Raw genomic sequence first — 17,044 nt, forward strand, 5'->3', positions numbered from 1 at the left:
GAAAGCGGGTATCTCAAAATGAGATACCCGCTTATTTTATTTTTCAACTTTATTGTTCTTAAAGAAGTCTTTTACATACCCTACAAATTCTTGTGGCTCTTGACGAAATGGTGCATGATAACCTTTTTCGATAATATGGAAAGTACTATTTTTTAAGAATTGATGATACGTTTCTCCTTCTTTCCAAGAAACGCTACTATCATTTCTTCCCCATATAATTAAGGTTGGTTGTGTAATTTCATTTGCATTGATTTGAAGACGTCTAGGCCATAATTTCATTTTATTGTAATGCTCTTCATCATTACGCTTGGATTTTACTTTGCCCTCATCATAATCTGCAATAGTAGAAACGGTATTTAAATCAGTCGATAACTGTGGTTTTGGTGAGCCTTGTTTATTAACGAATGTATGAGGACCGCCTGTAGCATCAGTTAAAATAAGGTGGGTAACGGCTTCAGGATATAAATACGTTAAATTAAGAGAAATTTCTCCGCCCATTGAGTGTCCCAGTATTGCAAACGAATCATAACCTAGTTTTTTCATTAGTTTATAATACAAATTTGCATGGGTTGGGAAAGAATAGTAAAAATCCATTGGCTTAGATGAGCGCCCGAATCCTAAAGCATCTACAGAAATAATTGTATGATCTTTTGCTAAGTCTGAGTAAATCTTTTGAAAACCATCTGATGATCCACCAAATCCATGGATCATAAGTAAAGGTGGTTTTTCATTACCAATCTTTTTAAAGTAAATGGTTTGACCATCTATTTCTACCATTTTTTCCTCGGTAGCTAGTTTCGCTGTAAGTGTATTTTTAACTTGTTTTACTTGTTCTACTGGCTTTTTTGCTGCACTACATCCTACTAAAAGTGTAAGAGTAAGACAACCTACCATAAAATAGCTAAATCGCTTCAATGAGGTGTCCCCTTTCTAACATAACGCTGTGTCTATCATAGCAAATAGCATATTACGATTTCCAGGAAGTTGGCTACCATTTTTCATCATAAGAGGTGAAAGAAGCGTTTCTTGGAAATTTTCTGTTTGAAGAAATTTACGAAATGAAAATTGTGAATGTGGGACATCGATCCTTACTGTGCCATTCCAACACTCGCAGATCTTCTTGAATAATTGAATAGCATCCTTCTCTTGTTTTGCGATAAGTGGAGTGACGCATAATATATTACCTTTTTGTATACATAAGGAAAAAGCTTCTATACAGTTATTTCTCTCAATTTTAAAAGAGTGTATGGCTCTTGGTAATAGTAACGAGTAAAGTAGAGAGCGATTAACACCAGTTACGATTTGATCGAGAGAAGTGAGAGACAAAAGGTCTTTTTCTTTTACTTGTTGTGTATGAGCAATATGTGTCTTAGTAGTTTGTTTTTCAAAACGATGAATCGTTGTTACTGTGTGAAATTCGCATGATGTATAAAGAGGCTCGCCAGCTTTTGTTGCAATAAGTGCAATTGGTTGTTTTGGGAGAGTGTGTTCTAAGCAACGATTTAGCAAAATACGCCCGATGCCTCGGCCTTGAAAATTAGGATGAACGATTAACATGCCAATAGTAGAAAAACTATCTTTAAAAGGAAATACTCCTCCAGCTGCAATCAGTTTATTTTCATGCATATAACCGATAAGTGTGCCGAGAGAAAGATACATTTCAAATTGTTTTTTCATAAATGCTTTATCTTGTAACCATCCAATAGTTTTGCAAAGGTCGAGTAAATCAAAAATAAAAGTTTCATCTAGCTTTATTGTTTTCATAAATGTTCACCACTTTTCTATTAATTTTCATAAAAGTAGATTGAAAATGTTAAATAAGAGATTTACTTTAAATGAAATCCAACTTATTTATATTTTGATTGTAAAGGGGAAGGAGGTTGCTATGAAAGGACAAAGTTATACAAATTATAACTGATATTTACATAAGTTAACAAAAAATTTACATATAACTAATTTTCTCTTAATAGTCTTCTATTAAATTTGATAGTGGGAAATGAATAACCTAATTAGGGGGACAAGACAGTGAAAAAGTTTGTGAAAAAAGCATGGCCATTTGCAGTTGTGGCGTCGTTAGCAGTTACTTCGGTAGCAACATGGAATTTTACTCGTTCTAGTGAGGTTAATGCAGATGAGAACGGAAGCAATGCAAAGATTAAAAATGTCATCGTATTAATTGGGGATGGTATGGGACCTTCATATATGACGGCTCACCGTTATATGAAAGATAATCCAAAAACTTTTGAGATGGAATCTACAGAATTTGATAAGCATCTTGTAGGAACGCAAAAGACATATCCGGAAGATGAACATGAAAATATTACAGACTCTGCATCTGCAGCAACAGCTATGTCAGCAGGAATTAAAACATATAATGCAGCAATTGCAGTTGATAATGATAAAGCAGAAGTGAAAACTGTACTTGAACAAGCGAAAGAAAAAGGGAAATCAACGGGACTTGTTGCTACTTCTGAAATTACACATGCAACACCAGCTGCTTTCGGTGCGCATGACATTAGTCGTAAAAATATGGATGCAATTGCAAATGATTATTTTGATGAGAAAATTAAAGGGAAGCATAAAGTAGATGTTATGCTTGGCGGCGGCGTAAAAAACTTTGTTAGAAAAGATCGTAATCTTACAGAAGAGTTTAAGAAATCTGGTTATAGCTACGTAACAGATCGAGATCAATTGTTAAATGATAAAAATGATCAAATCCTTGGTTTATTTGCACCAGGTGGATTAGATAAAATGATTGATCGTAATGAGAAGACGCCTTCATTAGAAGAAATGACAAATGCAGCAATTGAGCGTTTGAACAAAAATAAAAATGGTTTCTTCTTAATGGTTGAAGGAAGCCAAATTGACTGGGCTGGACACGATAATGATATCGTTGGTGCAATGAGTGAAATGGAAGACTTTGAAAAAGCATTTAAAGCAGCGATTGAGTTTGCGAAAAAAGATAAAAATACGTTAGTCGTTGCAACGGCAGATCACGCTACTGGCGGATTATCTTTAGGTGCGAATGGTGAGTATAACTTTAAAGTAGATCCAATTAAAGCTGCAAAACGCACACCAGACTTCATGGCAAATGAGATTGCAAAAGGTGCAAATGTAGAAGAGACATTGAAAAAATATATTGATTTACAATTAACACCAGAAGAAATTAAAGCGGTAAATGATATTGCTCCTTCAAAAGATGTAACAAAGATTGATAATGCGATTGAGGATATTTTCAATAAGCGTTCGGTTACAGGATGGACGACAGGTGGACATACAGGGGAAGATGTAAACGTATATGCATTTGGCCCAGGTAAATATTTGTTCTCTGGCGTTCAAGAGAATACAAATATCGCTAAACGTGTCTTTGATATTGTTGGCGGTGGCGATCCGAATAAAGGAAGACGCTAATTATAAATGAAAGTGAGGCGAAATGCCTCACTTTTCTTTTTAGGAGATGGAAAGATGAGATCTTTTTTCATGGGAATCGGACCTTTGCTAGTAGGTATAGTATTGCTCGCTGGATGTCAATCTCAAGAGAATCATATAGAACAAAAATCTACTACTAAAAAAATTGAGGAAAAGGTACAAATAACGAAAGAAGAAGAGAAATCGATTCAAGATGTTATGGAGAAATTTGTACGGACGACAAATGAAAAAAATCTGGATGAACATATGGAATTATTTTCAAAGAAGATGCCTAGTGCTGAAGACTTAAAAACACAAAAAGAAGCAGCTTTTCAAAAGGGAAATAAGAAAATTGAATTGGAACATATAGACATGAAAGCTAGTAAAGCAGGATATGTCTTAGTTGAAACAAAGGAAAAGGAAATAGATGGGGAGGTCACTCTTCAGAAAAATGTACAGTATGCGCTTGGAAAAGAAGAAGATGGATGGAAAATTGAAGAAGTTCGCACGATAGGAAAAAAATAACGTGAAACTTGGGAGCTTACTGCCCGTAAATAGCGAAATAAAAAAGGTTCTCATTGGCGAGAACCTTTTTTTATAGTGGTAACATAATTTGATTTGAGCATGCTTCGATCTCATCAATATCTTGGCGAATTGTTGCCATTTTATTATCAAGATCTTCAGCTTTCATTGCTGCATCATGTAGTTCATCTTTTAAATACTCAGGTATTTTCCCTTCATATTTATAGTAAAGTTTATGTTCTAAACTTGCCCAAAAGTCCATTGCTAGCGTACGTAACTGGATTTCTGCAAATACATCTTTTGTACCAGAATTCAGTGATAAAGGATATTTAATAATCATGTGTAAACTTTTATACCCGTTTCCCTTTGGATTAGCGATATAATCTTTTACTTCTATGATTTCCATATCTTCACGCTTTTGAATGACTTCTTTTAAATGATAAATATCTTCTACGAAGCAACATGTAATACGAATGCCGATGATATCTTGTAAATGAGTTTGGGCATTTTCAACTGTCGGTAATAAATTTTTACGCTCAAGCTTTTTAATAATACTTTCAGGTTGTTTTAATCTTGTTTTTATATGTTCAAACGGGTTGTAATCCTCTAAAAATTGGGCTTCCCGGTTCATAATTTCAAATTTAGTTTTTAACTCTTCTAAAGCAAATGTATATGGTAGTACAAAAGCTTTCCAATAGTTAACTGTTGATTGATTATATTCCATTTATATACACACCTTTTCCAATTTACAAGCGAGGTTATTATACTAAATACCAAAGCATATAAGCGCAAGCAGCAAATGATGAGATCATAAAACGATATTTAGTTTTCATAATTTCAACTCCTTTCGAGTAAGATTCTATATGAATAAACGTGATTGTTAATAAGTTCACTATGTACAATTCCTATAGTAATAGATTCGTGTGAATTTCGTATGAACTAATTGTTTCAGATTTTTGTCTTTTTTTACAATTGACAAATAGAATGAAGTTATATAACATATAAATCGTAATCATTACGTTTTAGTTTGCGATCTTTGAAGGAAAGGAGAATTACATATGCGTGTAAATATTACATTAGCTTGTACAGAGTGCGGTGATCGTAATTATATTTCTAAAAAAAATAAACGAAACAATCCAGAGCGCATCGAACTAAAAAAATATTGTCCACGATTAAAGCGAGTAACGCTACATCGTGAGACGAAGTAGAAGACTAGAGATATCTCTAGTCTTTTTTGTTTATAGTTATTTGGTTTTATTTGTTATAATTACCTTAAATTGCAATGAGGGAGAGGTATGATGAATCAAAAAGATAAAGAAAGAAAAGAGCAAGTGGCTCATATGATTGATATTCCAGATGATTTTAGGCTTGTCGTAGATGATCAAGAAGGTGTGGATGACCCATATCATCTATTATGGTGGGAACATAAAGAGGATGAGGAGAGAACGATACAAATTACGCTGAATAGACATACTGGTAATTTAATCGAATTTAGTATAGATGATAAAAAATATTTTTCGAGTGGTAAGGAAGCGCTAGAGGAGAATAAAGCAAGAGAGATTGCAAATGCATTCTTAAAAAAATATACAAAAGAAGGATATGAATTTTATACATATGTAACGGTTAAGGACGACAGGCGCGGTCGGAAAGAATTAAATTATATGCAAGAAGTAAATGGCTATCCATTGCCGAATACAGGGTGTGTTGTGCGAGTTCATCCTTCAGGTAATGTTATGTATTTTCGTTATAATGGACAAAAAGCTATCGAGAAAAAACCTTTATGGCCAAGTGGAATTGTTGAGGAGAACGTCGTTTTAGAAAATTTGAAAGCTAGACAAGATATGAGACTTGTATTTGTAGATTTAACACACTCTTCATGTGAGTATGAAAATGGAGAAGAAGTAAAAGGGTACCATCTTGTATATGAACCAGAACCTAGTCATGCATCTATTAATGCAAGTACGGGAGAAGATTTATTTGGACCAGAACATTATAAATTACCGCCGACAGTAGCTGTTGAAAAAACAAAAAAAGATAGCCGGCAAGGTGACATATTCGAATTAATTGGCTGGGATAAAGAAAGTTTTACAAAAGTAGATGAGACAGAAAATGATGATGAAATAAGGACGAAATTTGTTCCGAAAGAGGAATTACAAAAACAGAAAGAAGAAAAGAACTCATATTTAATGAATGAATTCTTTAAAAAGCATTTACCAATGTTAAAATATAATAATTTAATTGGAATTACGGTTGATAAATATACCAATGAATTAATTGGCTTTATAAAACTGACAGACGATAAAGAAGTAAAGAAAATACTGTCTAGAGAGGAATGTTTACAAAAAGCACTTCAATTTTTGGAACAAGTTATTCCAGATGTCACACAATATCTACGTCTTTGGGAAGAACGTGAAGAAGCAGAAGATGGGATTGAAAGATTTACCTTTTCTGTATATGTGAATGGCATTCCGGCAGAGTATAAGCAATTTATGGTTAATATCAATGCGGAAAATGGGGCTGTGGTGCATTATTCCGGAGAGTCTAGCAACCTTATAAAAGAACTGCTTACATACGAAACAATACCGAAAGTAACAAAAGAAAAAGCGTTACAAATATACAAAGAGGCCATCCTAGTGAAATTAGAATGGCATATAGATGTTGATGTAGAGGAAATGAAATACGAACTGTTGTATAAACAAACGACAGATGAAAATCATAAAGAATCCTTTGGCTGTAGTCGAGAAATTCGTTATATTGATGCTCACACTGGGGAAAAAATTTGGAGTAAATAAGTCTTTAAATAGGGAAAAAGGTCTTCGAGGGAAGACCTTTGTTAGAAAGAACGATTATTTTTCGTATGTATCAATTTTGTATAACCACTTCTGTACACTAGCGGGTGGTCCTTCTGTTCGCCACTTTGTTGTACACATTCCGCAAGAACAGTGGACTTTTCCTTTCGCAAAAATACCGGAAATTTCAGGGATATATCCCCAGGCATGTTTTACGATATTCATCTTTCGGCGCATTGTGCGTTGACGTTGATGTCTTGTATAAGCACGTGTTCTTTCAAATTTCATATTTGTAATCCCTCCTTGTAGTACAAGCAGCTTGCAAGAGCGTACAAGGAGTTCATCTCTTACAAGCTACTTAGGTACAAGAAGGCAATAAAATGTTGCATATTTTACCCTCCTATCTGTTGTTTAAGTATACGTAGCAAATCTTTGTGAGACAAGAATTATGCTTAAAAAGATGTTGGAATGATATCGTACAGACACAAACAACCTCACGCCCACATACACATAGTAAAGACCACTATTTTGGCGGAGGTGAAAGGTTTGAGTCTATTCGCCGCAATTGGATATATGGTTCGAGAAGTGTTTGTCTTTGTTTCTTATGTGAAGAATAATGCGTTTCCGCAGCCGTTATCATCAGACGATGAGAGAAAGTACTTAGAGTTAATGGAGCAAGGTGATGCTCAAGCGAGAAATCTGTTAATTGAACATAATTTACGGCTTGTAGCTCATATCGTTAAAAAATTTGAAAACACAGGAGAAGATGCAGAAGATTTAATTTCAATTGGTACAATTGGGCTCATTAAAGCGATCGAGAGCTATTCGGCAGGAAAAGGCACAAAACTTGCGACGTATGCAGCACGCTGTATTGAAAATGAAATTTTGATGCATTTACGTGTACTGAAAAAAACGAAAAAAGACGTTTCACTTCATGATCCGATCGGGCAAGATAAAGAGGGGAATGAAATATCGCTTATCGATATATTAAAATCAGAGTCTGAAGATGTAATTGATATGATTCAGCTTAGTATGGAGTTAGAAAAGATTAAAGAGTATATCGATATTTTAGACGAACGAGAGAAAGAAGTAATCGTGAAGCGTTTTGGACTGGGGCTTGATAAGGAGAAAACGCAACGAGAGATTGCGAAGGCACTTGGTATTTCCAGAAGCTACGTATCAAGAATTGAAAAGCGCGCTTTAATGAAAATGTTCCATGAATTTGTAAGAGCTGAAAAAGAGAAAAAAGCGAAAGAATAATGTACATTGCAAGCAGCCATATTTTAAAATGGGCTGCTTTTCTTTTTGTAAATAAGGAAAGAAAAAGAGTTGTGTTCAGAAGAAATCTATGTTCACTGTTGAAAATGACGGATTCTATCTGTAATATTAGAGGGTGCTAAACAATTTAAGAATAATACCATACTTAGTTTTCCGCATGTATAATGAAACAGTTCTATATGATATGTGGGAATAAGAACCAATTTTACATATGATATAGAAGGAAAAGAAGGGGAAGCTAAAGTTATAGACTGATTAGGAGGTTTCGCAATTTGCGACGTACATTATATCGACTTATGATCGAACTTACAAATGGTCGTTTTACTTCTTATATATTGCGTAAATTTGCACAATCTCGTTTGAGCTCTATCATTATTCCATCGTATGCGAAAGTTTTTCAAATTAACCAAGATGAGATGGAAAAGGGTTTGAAGGAATATAGAACATTGCATGAATTATTTACGCGTAAGCTAAAAGAAGGAAAACGTAGTGTTGATACAGATGCATCGAGTATCGTTAGTCCTGTTGATGGTGTTTTTGCTGATTACGGTCCTATTGAGGACACAAAAACATTTGATATTAAAGGTAAGCGTTATTCAATCGTGGATATGCTAGGTAATGAAGAACGTGCAAAGCGATATGCAGGTGGTACATACATGGTTATTTATTTAAGCCCAAGTCATTATCATCGTATTCATAGTCCGCTTTCTGGTTCTGTGACTGAAAGGTTTGTACTTGGTAGAAAGTCATATCCGGTAAATGCAGCTGGTATGGAATACGGGAAAGAGCCATTGTCAAAAAATTATCGCTCTGTTACAGAAGTAAATAGTGACGGTGAACATATGGCACTTGTAAAAGTAGGAGCTATGTTTGTTAATAGTATTGAGCTGTTGCATGAAAGAGACACTGTTCAAAAAGGTGAAGAAATGGCATACTTTACATTTGGTTCAACAGTTGTGTTATTGTTTGAAAAAGATATGATAAAAGTAGTGCAGGAATTGAAGAGTGGACAAGAGATTCGTCTTGGTGAAAAAATTGCTACTCGTTCGGCTCATAAGTAAAGAAAACATTTTATAACTGTAAGCAAGAGTTATGGACAAAGATGCTTAATGATGAAATTCCCTAGATGGGAGTACTTGTTTATTCGAGAGCCATCGCAGGATGGCTCTTTTTACAAGTTAGCTCATTAAAATTTCACTTTATATGTAATCAAGACGATTTGACAAGCTTGTCCTCTAATGAGCGTCTAATCATTTCTTGTTTTATAAGTAAAATGAAGTCGGGATTTAATTTTAGTTCTTTTGCTTTATAATAAGACTCAGTGAGTAACTCAGTAGATAACTGTTCCATATATTTTGTTTTCAAGGTGAGTCACCTCCTAATAATTTAAGGATTGATTCGTTGTTGCATTTAATGTACCAAAAAAATATGACAGTCACAAACGAGTGGTTATCCACATACCTAGGTGGATAAAATGTGTATAGATTGTTAGTAAATTCCAAATTGACTGATAAATTAATGTGGAAAATGTGTACAATTTTATCCACAGGTCATATATCGAAATATGTTGTCGAAAAATTTTTATGAAAACTCCTCAAAGAGGTGAAAGAAATTGAAGCTATTTTTACCAAATGAATATGTGAAAAATGTATATCATGTTCAACCAGAAGATTTGAAAAAACGTGGAATTAAAGGTGTCATTACTGATTTAGATAACACGTTAATTGAATGGGATCGTCCAAATGCAACGCCACAACTTGAAGAATGGTTTTTGAAAATGAAAGAGCAAGGCATTCAAGTAACGGTCGTTTCAAATAATAATGAGCAACGTGTGAAAGACTTTGCTGATCCATTAGGTATTCCATTTATTCATAGTGCGCGTAAACCATTTGTTCGCGCGTTTAAGCGTGCGATACAAGAGATGCACCTGCAGCCAGATGAAGTTGTAGTAATTGGAGATCAGTTATTAACGGATGTTTTAGGTGGAAACCGAGTGGGACTTCATACGATTTTAGTTGTACCGGTAGCACAAACGGACGGATTAGTAACGCGCTTTAATCGAAAAATTGAACGAAGAATTATGAGAAATATGAAGAAAAAAGGTTTAATTAACTGGGAGGAATAAAGTTTGACTGAAACAATTAAATGTATTGGTTGCGGTGTAGAAATTCAAACAGAAGATAAAAATGAAGTAGGATATGCTCCTGCCTCATCTTTAGAGAAAGAACAAGTAATTTGTCAACGCTGTTTTCGCTTGAAGCATTACAACGAAATTCAAGATGTATCATTAACAGATGATGACTTCCTACGTATTCTAAACGGAATTGGAAAATCAGATGCATTAGTAGTTAAGATTGTAGATATTTTTGATTTTAATGGTAGCTGGTTACCTGGTTTACATCGTTTCGTGGGAAATAATAAAGTATTACTTGTTGGAAATAAAGCTGATTTAATTCCTAAGTCAGTAAAACATGATAAAGTAAAGCATTGGATGCGCTATAGTGCAAAGCAGCTAGGATTAAAGCCAGAAGATGTCTTTTTAATTAGTGCAGCAAGGGGACAAGGGATTGCTGAGCTGGCAGATGCTATTGAGTATTACCGCGGCGGAAAAGATGTTTACGTTGTTGGATGTACGAATGTAGGAAAATCAACATTTATTAATCGTATGATTAAAGAATTTAGTGATGAGACTGAAAATGTAATTACAACATCTCATTTCCCAGGAACAACACTTGATTTAATTGATATTCCGTTAGATGAAGAATCTTCTTTATATGATACGCCAGGTATTATTAACCACCATCAAATGGCTCATTATGTTGGAAAAGAAAGCTTAAAGCTTATTACACCAACAAAAGAAATTAAGCCAATGGTGTTCCAATTAAATGAAGAACAAACATTATTCTTCAGTGGATTGGCACGTTTTGATTATGTAAGTGGTGGTCGTCGTGCATTTACTTGTCACTTCTCGAATCGTTTAACAATCCATCGTACAAAGCTTGAGAAAGCAGATGAATTGTTTAAAAATCATGCTGGGGATTTACTAAGCCCGCCAACACCAGAAGAATTAGAAAATATGCCAGAGTTAGTGAAATATGAATTTAATATTCGTGAACCAAAAACGGATGTTGTATTCTCTGGATTAGGATGGGTTACGGTAAACGAACCGGGAGCAAAAATTGTTGCACACGTACCAAAAGGAGTAAGTGTTTCGCTACGTAAATCTTTAATTTAATATGGAGAGGGATTTATGAAACAATTATATGGTGTAATCGGAAATCCAATTGGACATTCATTATCACCCGTTATGCATAACGATGCATTTGAACACTTGAATATGGATGCCCATTATCATGCATTTCTTGTTAAAGAGGAAGTGCTAGGGGAAGCAGTAAGAGGTTTAAAAGCATTAGGTATTTCAGGATTTAATGTAACAACTCCGCACAAAGTTGCTATTATGGATTATTTGGATGAGATTGACCCACTAGCAAAACAAATTGGTGCAGTAAATACAGTGGTTCATAATGATGGGAAATTAATTGGCTACAATACAGATGGAATTGGTTTTGTCCGAGCGCTGCAGTCAATTAGTAGTGAACCACTTCAGGAGAAACGTATTTTATTGCTTGGCGCAGGTGGTGCTAGTCGAGCTATTTATTTTTCTCTTGCTGATGTAGGTGTGAAAGAGATTGATGTAGCTAATCGTACAGTAAATAAGGCGAAAGAACTTATTGCTGCATGTACGGCTACTGTTAATTCTGTTGCTTTATCGCTAGAAAAAGCAACGGAAGAACAAGGAAATTATGATATTATCATTCAGACGACAACGATAGGTATGCATCCACGCGTTGAACATACGCCATTACAAATTTCTTCGTTAAAAAAAGGGACGATTGTATCAGATATAATTTATAATCCATTTGAAACGAAAATTTTATGTGAGGCAAAAGAGCAAGGTGCAATGATTCAAAATGGTATTGATATGTTTGTTTATCAAGGTGCGCTTGCATTTGAAATGTGGACAGGGCGTGTACCAAATATCGATAGAATGAAACAATTAGTTATAAGAAAGCTTGGAGGCTAACATATATGTTAACAGGAAAACAAAAAAGATTTTTACGTGCACAAGCACATCATTTAACACCAATTTTTCAAGTAGGAAAAGGTGGAGTAAATGAAAATATGATTAAACAAATCGCAGATACTTTAGAAGTTCGTGAACTATTTAAAGTAAGTGTGCTACAAAACTGTGAATTCGATCGTCGTGAAGTTGCAGAAGAACTTGCAAAAGGCGCACGTGCTGAAATCGTTCAAGTAATTGGAAGTACAATCGTTTTATACAAAGAATCTAGAGAAAATAAACAAATTAAACTTCCGCGATCAAAAGAATAGCATATGCTATTTTTTATCGTTAGTGCGTAATGATGTAGAGAGCGAAACCAATTGAACTTTTATTAACGGTAACTCTCTTCGGATAGGAATGAAGAGAGTTACTGTAGGTAAAAGGAAGGGGCGTTTCTTTTGAGAAAAATTGGCATCATTGGCGGTACATTTGATCCGCCGCATTATGGGCATTTGCTAATTGCAAATGAAGTATATCACGCTTTAAATTTAGAAGAAGTATGGTTCTTACCGAACCAAATTCCGCCGCATAAACAAGGGCGGAATATTACAAGTGTAGAAAATCGCTTACAAATGTTAGAGCTTGCGACTGAGGCAGAGGAACATTTTTCTATTTGTTTAGAAGAGCTAAGCAGGAAGGGCCCATCTTATACGTATGACACTATGTTACAATTGACGAAGAAGTATCCGGATGTGCAGTTTCACTTTATTATTGGTGGAGATATGGTTGAGTATTTACCGAAGTGGTATAACATTGAAGCGTTACTTGATCTTGTGACGTTTGTTGGGGTTGCAAGACCTGGTTATACATTGCGGACACCTTATCCTATCACCACTGTGGAAATTCCGGAGTTTGCAGTTTCTTCATCTTTATTGCGTGAGAGATATAAAGAGAAGAGAACGTGTAAATATTTACTTCCTGAAAAAGTACAGGTGTATATCGAGAGGAATGGGTTGTATGAATCGTGAGAAAGCACTTCATATTGTCAAACAACAAATGCATGAAAAACGTTATATACACACAATAGGTGTAATGAAGACAGCAATTGAACTTGCTAAGTTATACGGTGTGGATGAAAAAAAGGCTGAAGTTGCAGCTATATTCCATGATTATGCGAAGTGTAGAGCGATTTCTGAGATGGAAGAGATTATTAAAAGTGAAGGTTTGCCGAAAGATTTACTTTGTTATAACAAAGAGTTATGGCATGCACCTGTTGGGGCATACTTAGTAGAAAAAGAAGTAGGCATTACGGATCCTGAAATCCTGCAAGCTATTACATATCATACAAGTGGTCATGAGAAAATGACGATGTTAGATAAAGTAATTTATGTAGCTGATTACATTGAGCCTGGGCGAAAGTTTCCAGGGGTGGAGGAAGCTCGCAAACTAGCATATACGGATATAAATCAAGCTTTATTATTTGCGTTAAAGCGAACAATTCAATTTTTAATGGAAAAAAATCAAACGATTTATCCATTAACATTCCAAACATACAACGCAGTTATCAAGGAGGAAATTAGTAAATGAAAGATAAAGATTTATTAGTATTAGCAGCAAAAGCGGCTGATGATAAAAGAGCAGAAGATATGGTTGTCCTAAATATGCAAGGTATTTCACCAATTGCAGATTATTTCATTATTTGTCACGGTAACTCAGATAAGCAAGTGCAAGCAATTGCGCGTGAAATTAAATCAAAAGCACATGAGTTTGAAATCGACGTACAACGTATGGAAGGTTTTGACGAAGCACGCTGGGTACTAGTTGACCTTGGAGATGTAGTTGCTCATGTATTCCATAAAGATGAGCGTAATCACTATAATTTAGAGCGTCTTTGGGGCGATGTGCCACGTGAGGATATTACAGACGAGCTAGACCAATGAAATACGAACAATTTGCATTGTTGTACGACGAACTAATGAATGATGTTCCTTATGATAAATGGGTGGAATTCACAGAAGAAAGTTTACAGCAAGCGGATATGAAAGAGGCGAAGATTCTTGATGTAGCATGCGGTACTGGTAATGTAACACTTCCGCTTGTACAAAAGGGTTACGATTTAATCGGTGTCGATCTTTCAGAAGAGATGTTAACGGTCGCTCAGCAAAAACTAGGCGGAGAAGGATACTTTATTCCTTTTTACCAACAAGACATGCGAGAGCTTGATGTTCCAGGTGAGTTTGACTGTGTAACGATTTTTTGTGATTCATTAAATTATGTATTGCAAGAAGATGGAGTGCAAGAAACATTTCGAAGAGTGTTTCACCATTTACGTCAAGATGGTTTGTTTTTATTTGATGTACATTCTTTATATAAAATACATCATGTATTTCAAAATGAAACATACACAGTGAATGGAGAAGAAATATCTCTTATTTGGAATTGCTTCCCTGGTGAAGAATCAAATAGTGTAGAACATGATTTAACATTCTTTGTTCAAGACCCAGAAGAAGATGTGTACCATCGTTTTGACGAATGTCACGTGCAACGTGCATATCAGGTTGAAGAGTTAACGAAATGGCTTGAAGAAGCTGGTTTTACAGTGCTTCGTGTGACTGGTGACTTTGAGCGACTTGAAGTTACAGAACAAACAGAGCGTATTTTCTTCATGGCGAAGAAAAACGCATAAAACAAAAGCAACCGATAAGGTTGCTTTTGTTTTATAAAGAAGTTGTAATTTTAGTTCTAGCATAATAGGAAGATGATATACGTGAAGTGTGAAAATGCTAGTTTAAGTGTAAATGTAATGTAAAAAAGTAAGTATTTATAAAAAGGATTTGGAATGACGATGGCGTATTTATTATGTGTGTTTATTGAATTGTTGATCGACGCATTTTAAATCTTCATCAAATTTCTCGTGTGTTCGCTCAATTAATTTATGAAACATATCCCCAACATGTTCTTCTAAAACACGAATGCCTTCTCCTGTAACGCCGCCTTTAACACATACTTTTTCTTGTAAAGTAGGCAATGTGAAAATCTTTTTTTCAAGTAGTTTCCCCATTCCAATGACCATTTCACTTACTAAAGTAGTGGCTTCTTCATGTGTAATATTTGTTTTATCTACAGCAGCGTTAATGAAACATTGTAATAAATAACTAAAAAATGCAGGGCCGCAGCTTGCTATATCAGATGAAACGCGCGTTATATCTTCTTCTATCATAAGAGGAGTAGAAATGTTTTTGAATAGGCGAAATAGCTTTTGTTGCCACTCTTCAGAGCATTTACTTCCAAATGTAAATAGTGATGCGCCAGACAGGGCGCGGTTTGTAATGCTCGGAATGATACGTGCAATGTGGCAAGGTACAAGCGTCTCTAATTGTGACGGAGATATTGGACTTGTGATAGAAACTAAGCACTTTTCATCAGAAAAATGTTCAGCGTATTTTTGTAGGATCGGGTATATATCTATCGGCTTTACGCAAATAAAAATAAGATGTGATCGTTCGATTACCTCATCGATAGTTTTGGCTATATGAACAGAAGGGTATTTTTCCTTTATATGATATGCTTTGGCGGGCGTTCGATTAATGATTGTAAGGCACGAAGGTTTGACAGCACGGGTTTCTAAAAATGCGTCGATTAGTATATTCCCCATGTTCCCTGTCCCTATAATTCCTATGTTCAATGTTTCATCCCTCCTTCGTAACAGCTTTCTCCTAAACAATATGAATGATGTTATAAATTTATGATTAGAGGTGTAAAATGATGTGGGATTTTCCAAAGAAATGGTTAGGGTTAGTAGCTATTATTGGAACTGTACTTTTTCTTCTTTTTTGGAAAACGAACCAGCATACAGAGCGATCAGTCGTTGCAACGGATGTGCAAGCGAAAGAGATAGAGAAAAAAAGTAAACCGAAAATATCGGATATAAAGCAGCAGAAAAAAATAATTATAATTGATATGAAAGGGGCTGTTGTTAAAGAAGGGGTGTATGAAATGAAAGAAGGGGACCGGGTCAAGGATGCCATTGAAAAGGCAGGTGGTTTTTTGCCTGAGGCAGATAGGAAGAATGTAAATTTAGCACAAATGGTACAAGACCAAATGATCCTTTATGTGCCGAATAAAAATGAACAAGTACAAGAAGTAGCTGCTATTTCAAAGGGGGAGGGGAAAGTTCAAATAAATGCGGCTTCTAAAGAACAACTTGAAAAAATTACAGGCATTGGTTCTCGGAAAGCAGAAAGTATTTTGAAATATCGAGAAGAACATGGTCCTTTTCAGAAAATAGAAGATTTGTTAGAGATTGATGGGATCGGTGTGAAGTCATTGGAAAAAATAAAAGATCAAATTATTATTCCGTAAAAGATTGACGAAGTTTTTCTTCATTCGCTACACTACAAGTAGACAAAAAAGTAGGTGAAAAATATGGAACGAATTTCATGGGATCAATATTTTATGACGCAAAGCCATCTGCTATCTTTACGTAGTACATGTACAAGGCTTGCAGTAGGAGCGACAATCGTTCGTGATAAACGAATTATTGCTGGTGGATACAATGGTTCAATTAAAGGTGGCGTACATTGTATAGATGATGGATGCTACGTTATCGATAATCATTGTGTTCGTACAATTCACGCAGAAATGAATGCTTTATTACAGTGTGCAAAATTCGGTGTGAAAACGGAGGAAGCGGAAATTTATGTTACACATTTCCCTTGTTTACAATGCTGTAAGGCGATTATTCAAAGTGGTATTACAGCAGTTTATTATGCGCAGGATTATAAAAATCATCCATATGCTGTAGAGTTATTTGAAAAAGCGAATGTAACAGTGAAACACGTTCCGCTAGAATATAATATTGCAGCATTAGAGGATCAAAAGCGTCATATGGAGTTAAAAGAACTATTTGCATCTTTAGAAAAAGAAAACTTATCAATGGAAGAATTACAGCATGTATTCACGAAAGCAAAAATGATGCTATAAG

At 35.1% G+C, this 17,044-nt stretch carries 22 protein-coding genes; 16 read left to right on the forward strand and 6 right to left on the reverse strand.

The window, feature by feature from the left end; translation table 11 throughout:
• Positions 1–36: 36 nt before the first annotated feature.
• A complete protein-coding gene (locus DN393_RS07205) occupies positions 37–915 on the reverse strand; it encodes an alpha/beta fold hydrolase (protein WP_064474748.1) in 879 nt (292 codons plus the stop codon).
• Positions 916–930: 15 nt separating this feature from the next.
• Entirely contained in the window at positions 931–1,764 is an 834-nt protein-coding gene (locus DN393_RS07210) for a GNAT family N-acetyltransferase (RefSeq protein WP_064474749.1), read from the reverse strand.
• Positions 1,765–2,025: 261 nt separating this feature from the next.
• Here DN393_RS07210 and DN393_RS07215 point away from each other — a divergent pair, with 261 nt between their 5' ends.
• Together DN393_RS07215 and DN393_RS07220 are read left to right on the forward strand one after the other, a co-directional pair.
• Complete coding sequence (locus tag DN393_RS07215) at positions 2,026–3,411, forward strand: alkaline phosphatase (RefSeq protein WP_064474750.1); 1,386 nt, start codon at positions 2,026–2,028, stop codon at positions 3,409–3,411.
• 54 nt (positions 3,412–3,465) lie between these two features.
• On the forward strand, positions 3,466–3,933 hold the full coding sequence (locus DN393_RS07220) for a hypothetical protein (RefSeq protein WP_088048089.1): 468 nt from the start codon (positions 3,466–3,468) through the stop codon (positions 3,931–3,933).
• Positions 3,934–4,003: 70 nt separating this feature from the next.
• Here the strand turns inward: DN393_RS07220 and DN393_RS07225 are convergent, their stop codons facing one another.
• Entirely contained in the window at positions 4,004–4,654 is a 651-nt protein-coding gene (locus DN393_RS07225) for a GTP pyrophosphokinase (protein WP_048562265.1), read from the reverse strand.
• Positions 4,655–4,988: 334 nt separating this feature from the next.
• On the opposite strand from DN393_RS07225, the gene rpmG reads away from it, so the two are divergent.
• Both rpmG and DN393_RS07235 read left to right on the forward strand, forming a co-directional pair.
• The gene (gene rpmG, locus DN393_RS07230) at positions 4,989–5,138 is read left to right on the forward strand and encodes a 50S ribosomal protein L33 (protein ID WP_001265617.1); all 150 of its coding nucleotides are present in this window, start codon (positions 4,989–4,991) and stop codon (positions 5,136–5,138) included.
• 87 nt (positions 5,139–5,225) lie between these two features.
• Positions 5,226–6,722 carry a YcdB/YcdC domain-containing protein gene (locus tag DN393_RS07235; RefSeq protein ID WP_142289406.1) on the forward strand — a complete coding sequence of 499 codons (1,497 nt, stop codon included), beginning with the start codon at positions 5,226–5,228 and terminating at the stop codon, positions 6,720–6,722.
• Between the two features lie 54 nt (positions 6,723–6,776).
• Here the strand turns inward: DN393_RS07235 and DN393_RS07240 are convergent, their stop codons facing one another.
• Positions 6,777–7,007, reverse strand: a complete 231-nt coding sequence (locus tag DN393_RS07240) for a hypothetical protein (RefSeq protein ID WP_064474753.1) — start codon at positions 7,005–7,007, stop codon at positions 6,777–6,779.
• Positions 7,008–7,265: 258 nt separating this feature from the next.
• On the opposite strand from DN393_RS07240, the gene sigK reads away from it, so the two are divergent.
• Both sigK and DN393_RS07250 read left to right on the forward strand, forming a co-directional pair.
• A complete protein-coding gene (sigK, locus tag DN393_RS07245) occupies positions 7,266–7,979 on the forward strand; it encodes an RNA polymerase sporulation sigma factor SigK (RefSeq protein WP_000051382.1) in 714 nt (237 codons plus the stop codon).
• A gap of 290 nt (positions 7,980–8,269) precedes the next feature.
• Positions 8,270–9,058, forward strand: a complete 789-nt coding sequence (locus tag DN393_RS07250; protein ID WP_064474754.1) for a phosphatidylserine decarboxylase — start codon at positions 8,270–8,272, stop codon at positions 9,056–9,058.
• A gap of 148 nt (positions 9,059–9,206) precedes the next feature.
• Here DN393_RS07250 and sda read toward each other — a convergent pair whose 3' ends face one another.
• On the reverse strand, positions 9,207–9,362 hold the full coding sequence (gene sda / locus DN393_RS07255; RefSeq protein WP_000853283.1) for a sporulation histidine kinase inhibitor Sda: 156 nt from the start codon (positions 9,360–9,362) through the stop codon (positions 9,207–9,209).
• Between the two features lie 247 nt (positions 9,363–9,609).
• Here sda and DN393_RS07260 point away from each other — a divergent pair, with 247 nt between their 5' ends.
• The 8 genes from DN393_RS07260 (at position 9,610) to DN393_RS07295 (ending at position 14,746) form a co-directional block, all read left to right on the forward strand.
• Complete coding sequence (locus tag DN393_RS07260; RefSeq protein ID WP_000765308.1) at positions 9,610–10,122, forward strand: YqeG family HAD IIIA-type phosphatase; 513 nt, start codon at positions 9,610–9,612, stop codon at positions 10,120–10,122.
• A 3-nt stretch (positions 10,123–10,125) separates the two neighbouring features.
• Entirely contained in the window at positions 10,126–11,232 is a 1,107-nt protein-coding gene (gene yqeH, locus DN393_RS07265) for a ribosome biogenesis GTPase YqeH (protein ID WP_088048091.1), read from the forward strand.
• Positions 11,233–11,247: 15 nt separating this feature from the next.
• A complete protein-coding gene (aroE, locus tag DN393_RS07270; RefSeq protein ID WP_064474756.1) occupies positions 11,248–12,081 on the forward strand; it encodes a shikimate dehydrogenase in 834 nt (277 codons plus the stop codon).
• Positions 12,082–12,086: 5 nt separating this feature from the next.
• Entirely contained in the window at positions 12,087–12,389 is a 303-nt protein-coding gene (yhbY, locus tag DN393_RS07275; protein ID WP_000955225.1) for a ribosome assembly RNA-binding protein YhbY, read from the forward strand.
• Between the two features lie 129 nt (positions 12,390–12,518).
• Entirely contained in the window at positions 12,519–13,088 is a 570-nt protein-coding gene (gene nadD, locus DN393_RS07280; protein WP_001226041.1) for a nicotinate-nucleotide adenylyltransferase, read from the forward strand.
• Positions 13,078–13,647, forward strand: a complete 570-nt coding sequence (gene yqeK / locus DN393_RS07285; RefSeq protein ID WP_098102392.1) for a bis(5'-nucleosyl)-tetraphosphatase (symmetrical) YqeK — start codon at positions 13,078–13,080, stop codon at positions 13,645–13,647. Before nadD ends, yqeK begins: the two co-directional genes overlap by 11 nt.
• Positions 13,644–14,000, forward strand: a complete 357-nt coding sequence (rsfS, locus tag DN393_RS07290) for a ribosome silencing factor (RefSeq protein WP_000653202.1) — start codon at positions 13,644–13,646, stop codon at positions 13,998–14,000. Before yqeK ends, rsfS begins: the two co-directional genes overlap by 4 nt.
• Positions 13,997–14,746: a class I SAM-dependent methyltransferase gene (locus tag DN393_RS07295; RefSeq protein ID WP_000873068.1), complete on the forward strand. Its 750-nt coding sequence runs from the start codon at positions 13,997–13,999 to the stop codon at positions 14,744–14,746. Before rsfS ends, DN393_RS07295 begins: the two co-directional genes overlap by 4 nt.
• A 171-nt stretch (positions 14,747–14,917) precedes the next feature.
• On the opposite strand, the gene comER is transcribed toward DN393_RS07295, so the two are convergent.
• Positions 14,918–15,745, reverse strand: a complete 828-nt coding sequence (gene comER, locus DN393_RS07300; RefSeq protein ID WP_149173392.1) for a late competence protein ComER — start codon at positions 15,743–15,745, stop codon at positions 14,918–14,920.
• A gap of 77 nt (positions 15,746–15,822) precedes the next feature.
• Between comER and DN393_RS07305 the strand changes: the two genes are divergently transcribed.
• Together DN393_RS07305 and DN393_RS07310 are read left to right on the forward strand one after the other, a co-directional pair.
• Positions 15,823–16,422 carry a helix-hairpin-helix domain-containing protein gene (locus DN393_RS07305; protein WP_088048093.1) on the forward strand — a complete coding sequence of 200 codons (600 nt, stop codon included), beginning with the start codon at positions 15,823–15,825 and terminating at the stop codon, positions 16,420–16,422.
• Between the two features lie 63 nt (positions 16,423–16,485).
• Positions 16,486–17,043, forward strand: a complete 558-nt coding sequence (locus DN393_RS07310; protein WP_000439786.1) for a ComE operon protein 2 — start codon at positions 16,486–16,488, stop codon at positions 17,041–17,043.
• The last annotated feature ends 1 nt before the right edge of the window (position 17,044 follow it).

The sequence above is a fragment of the Bacillus sp. BPN334 genome (genome assembly GCF_008368885.1).
GTDB classification, from domain to species: domain Bacteria; phylum Bacillota; class Bacilli; order Bacillales; family Bacillaceae_G; genus Bacillus_A; species Bacillus_A wiedmannii.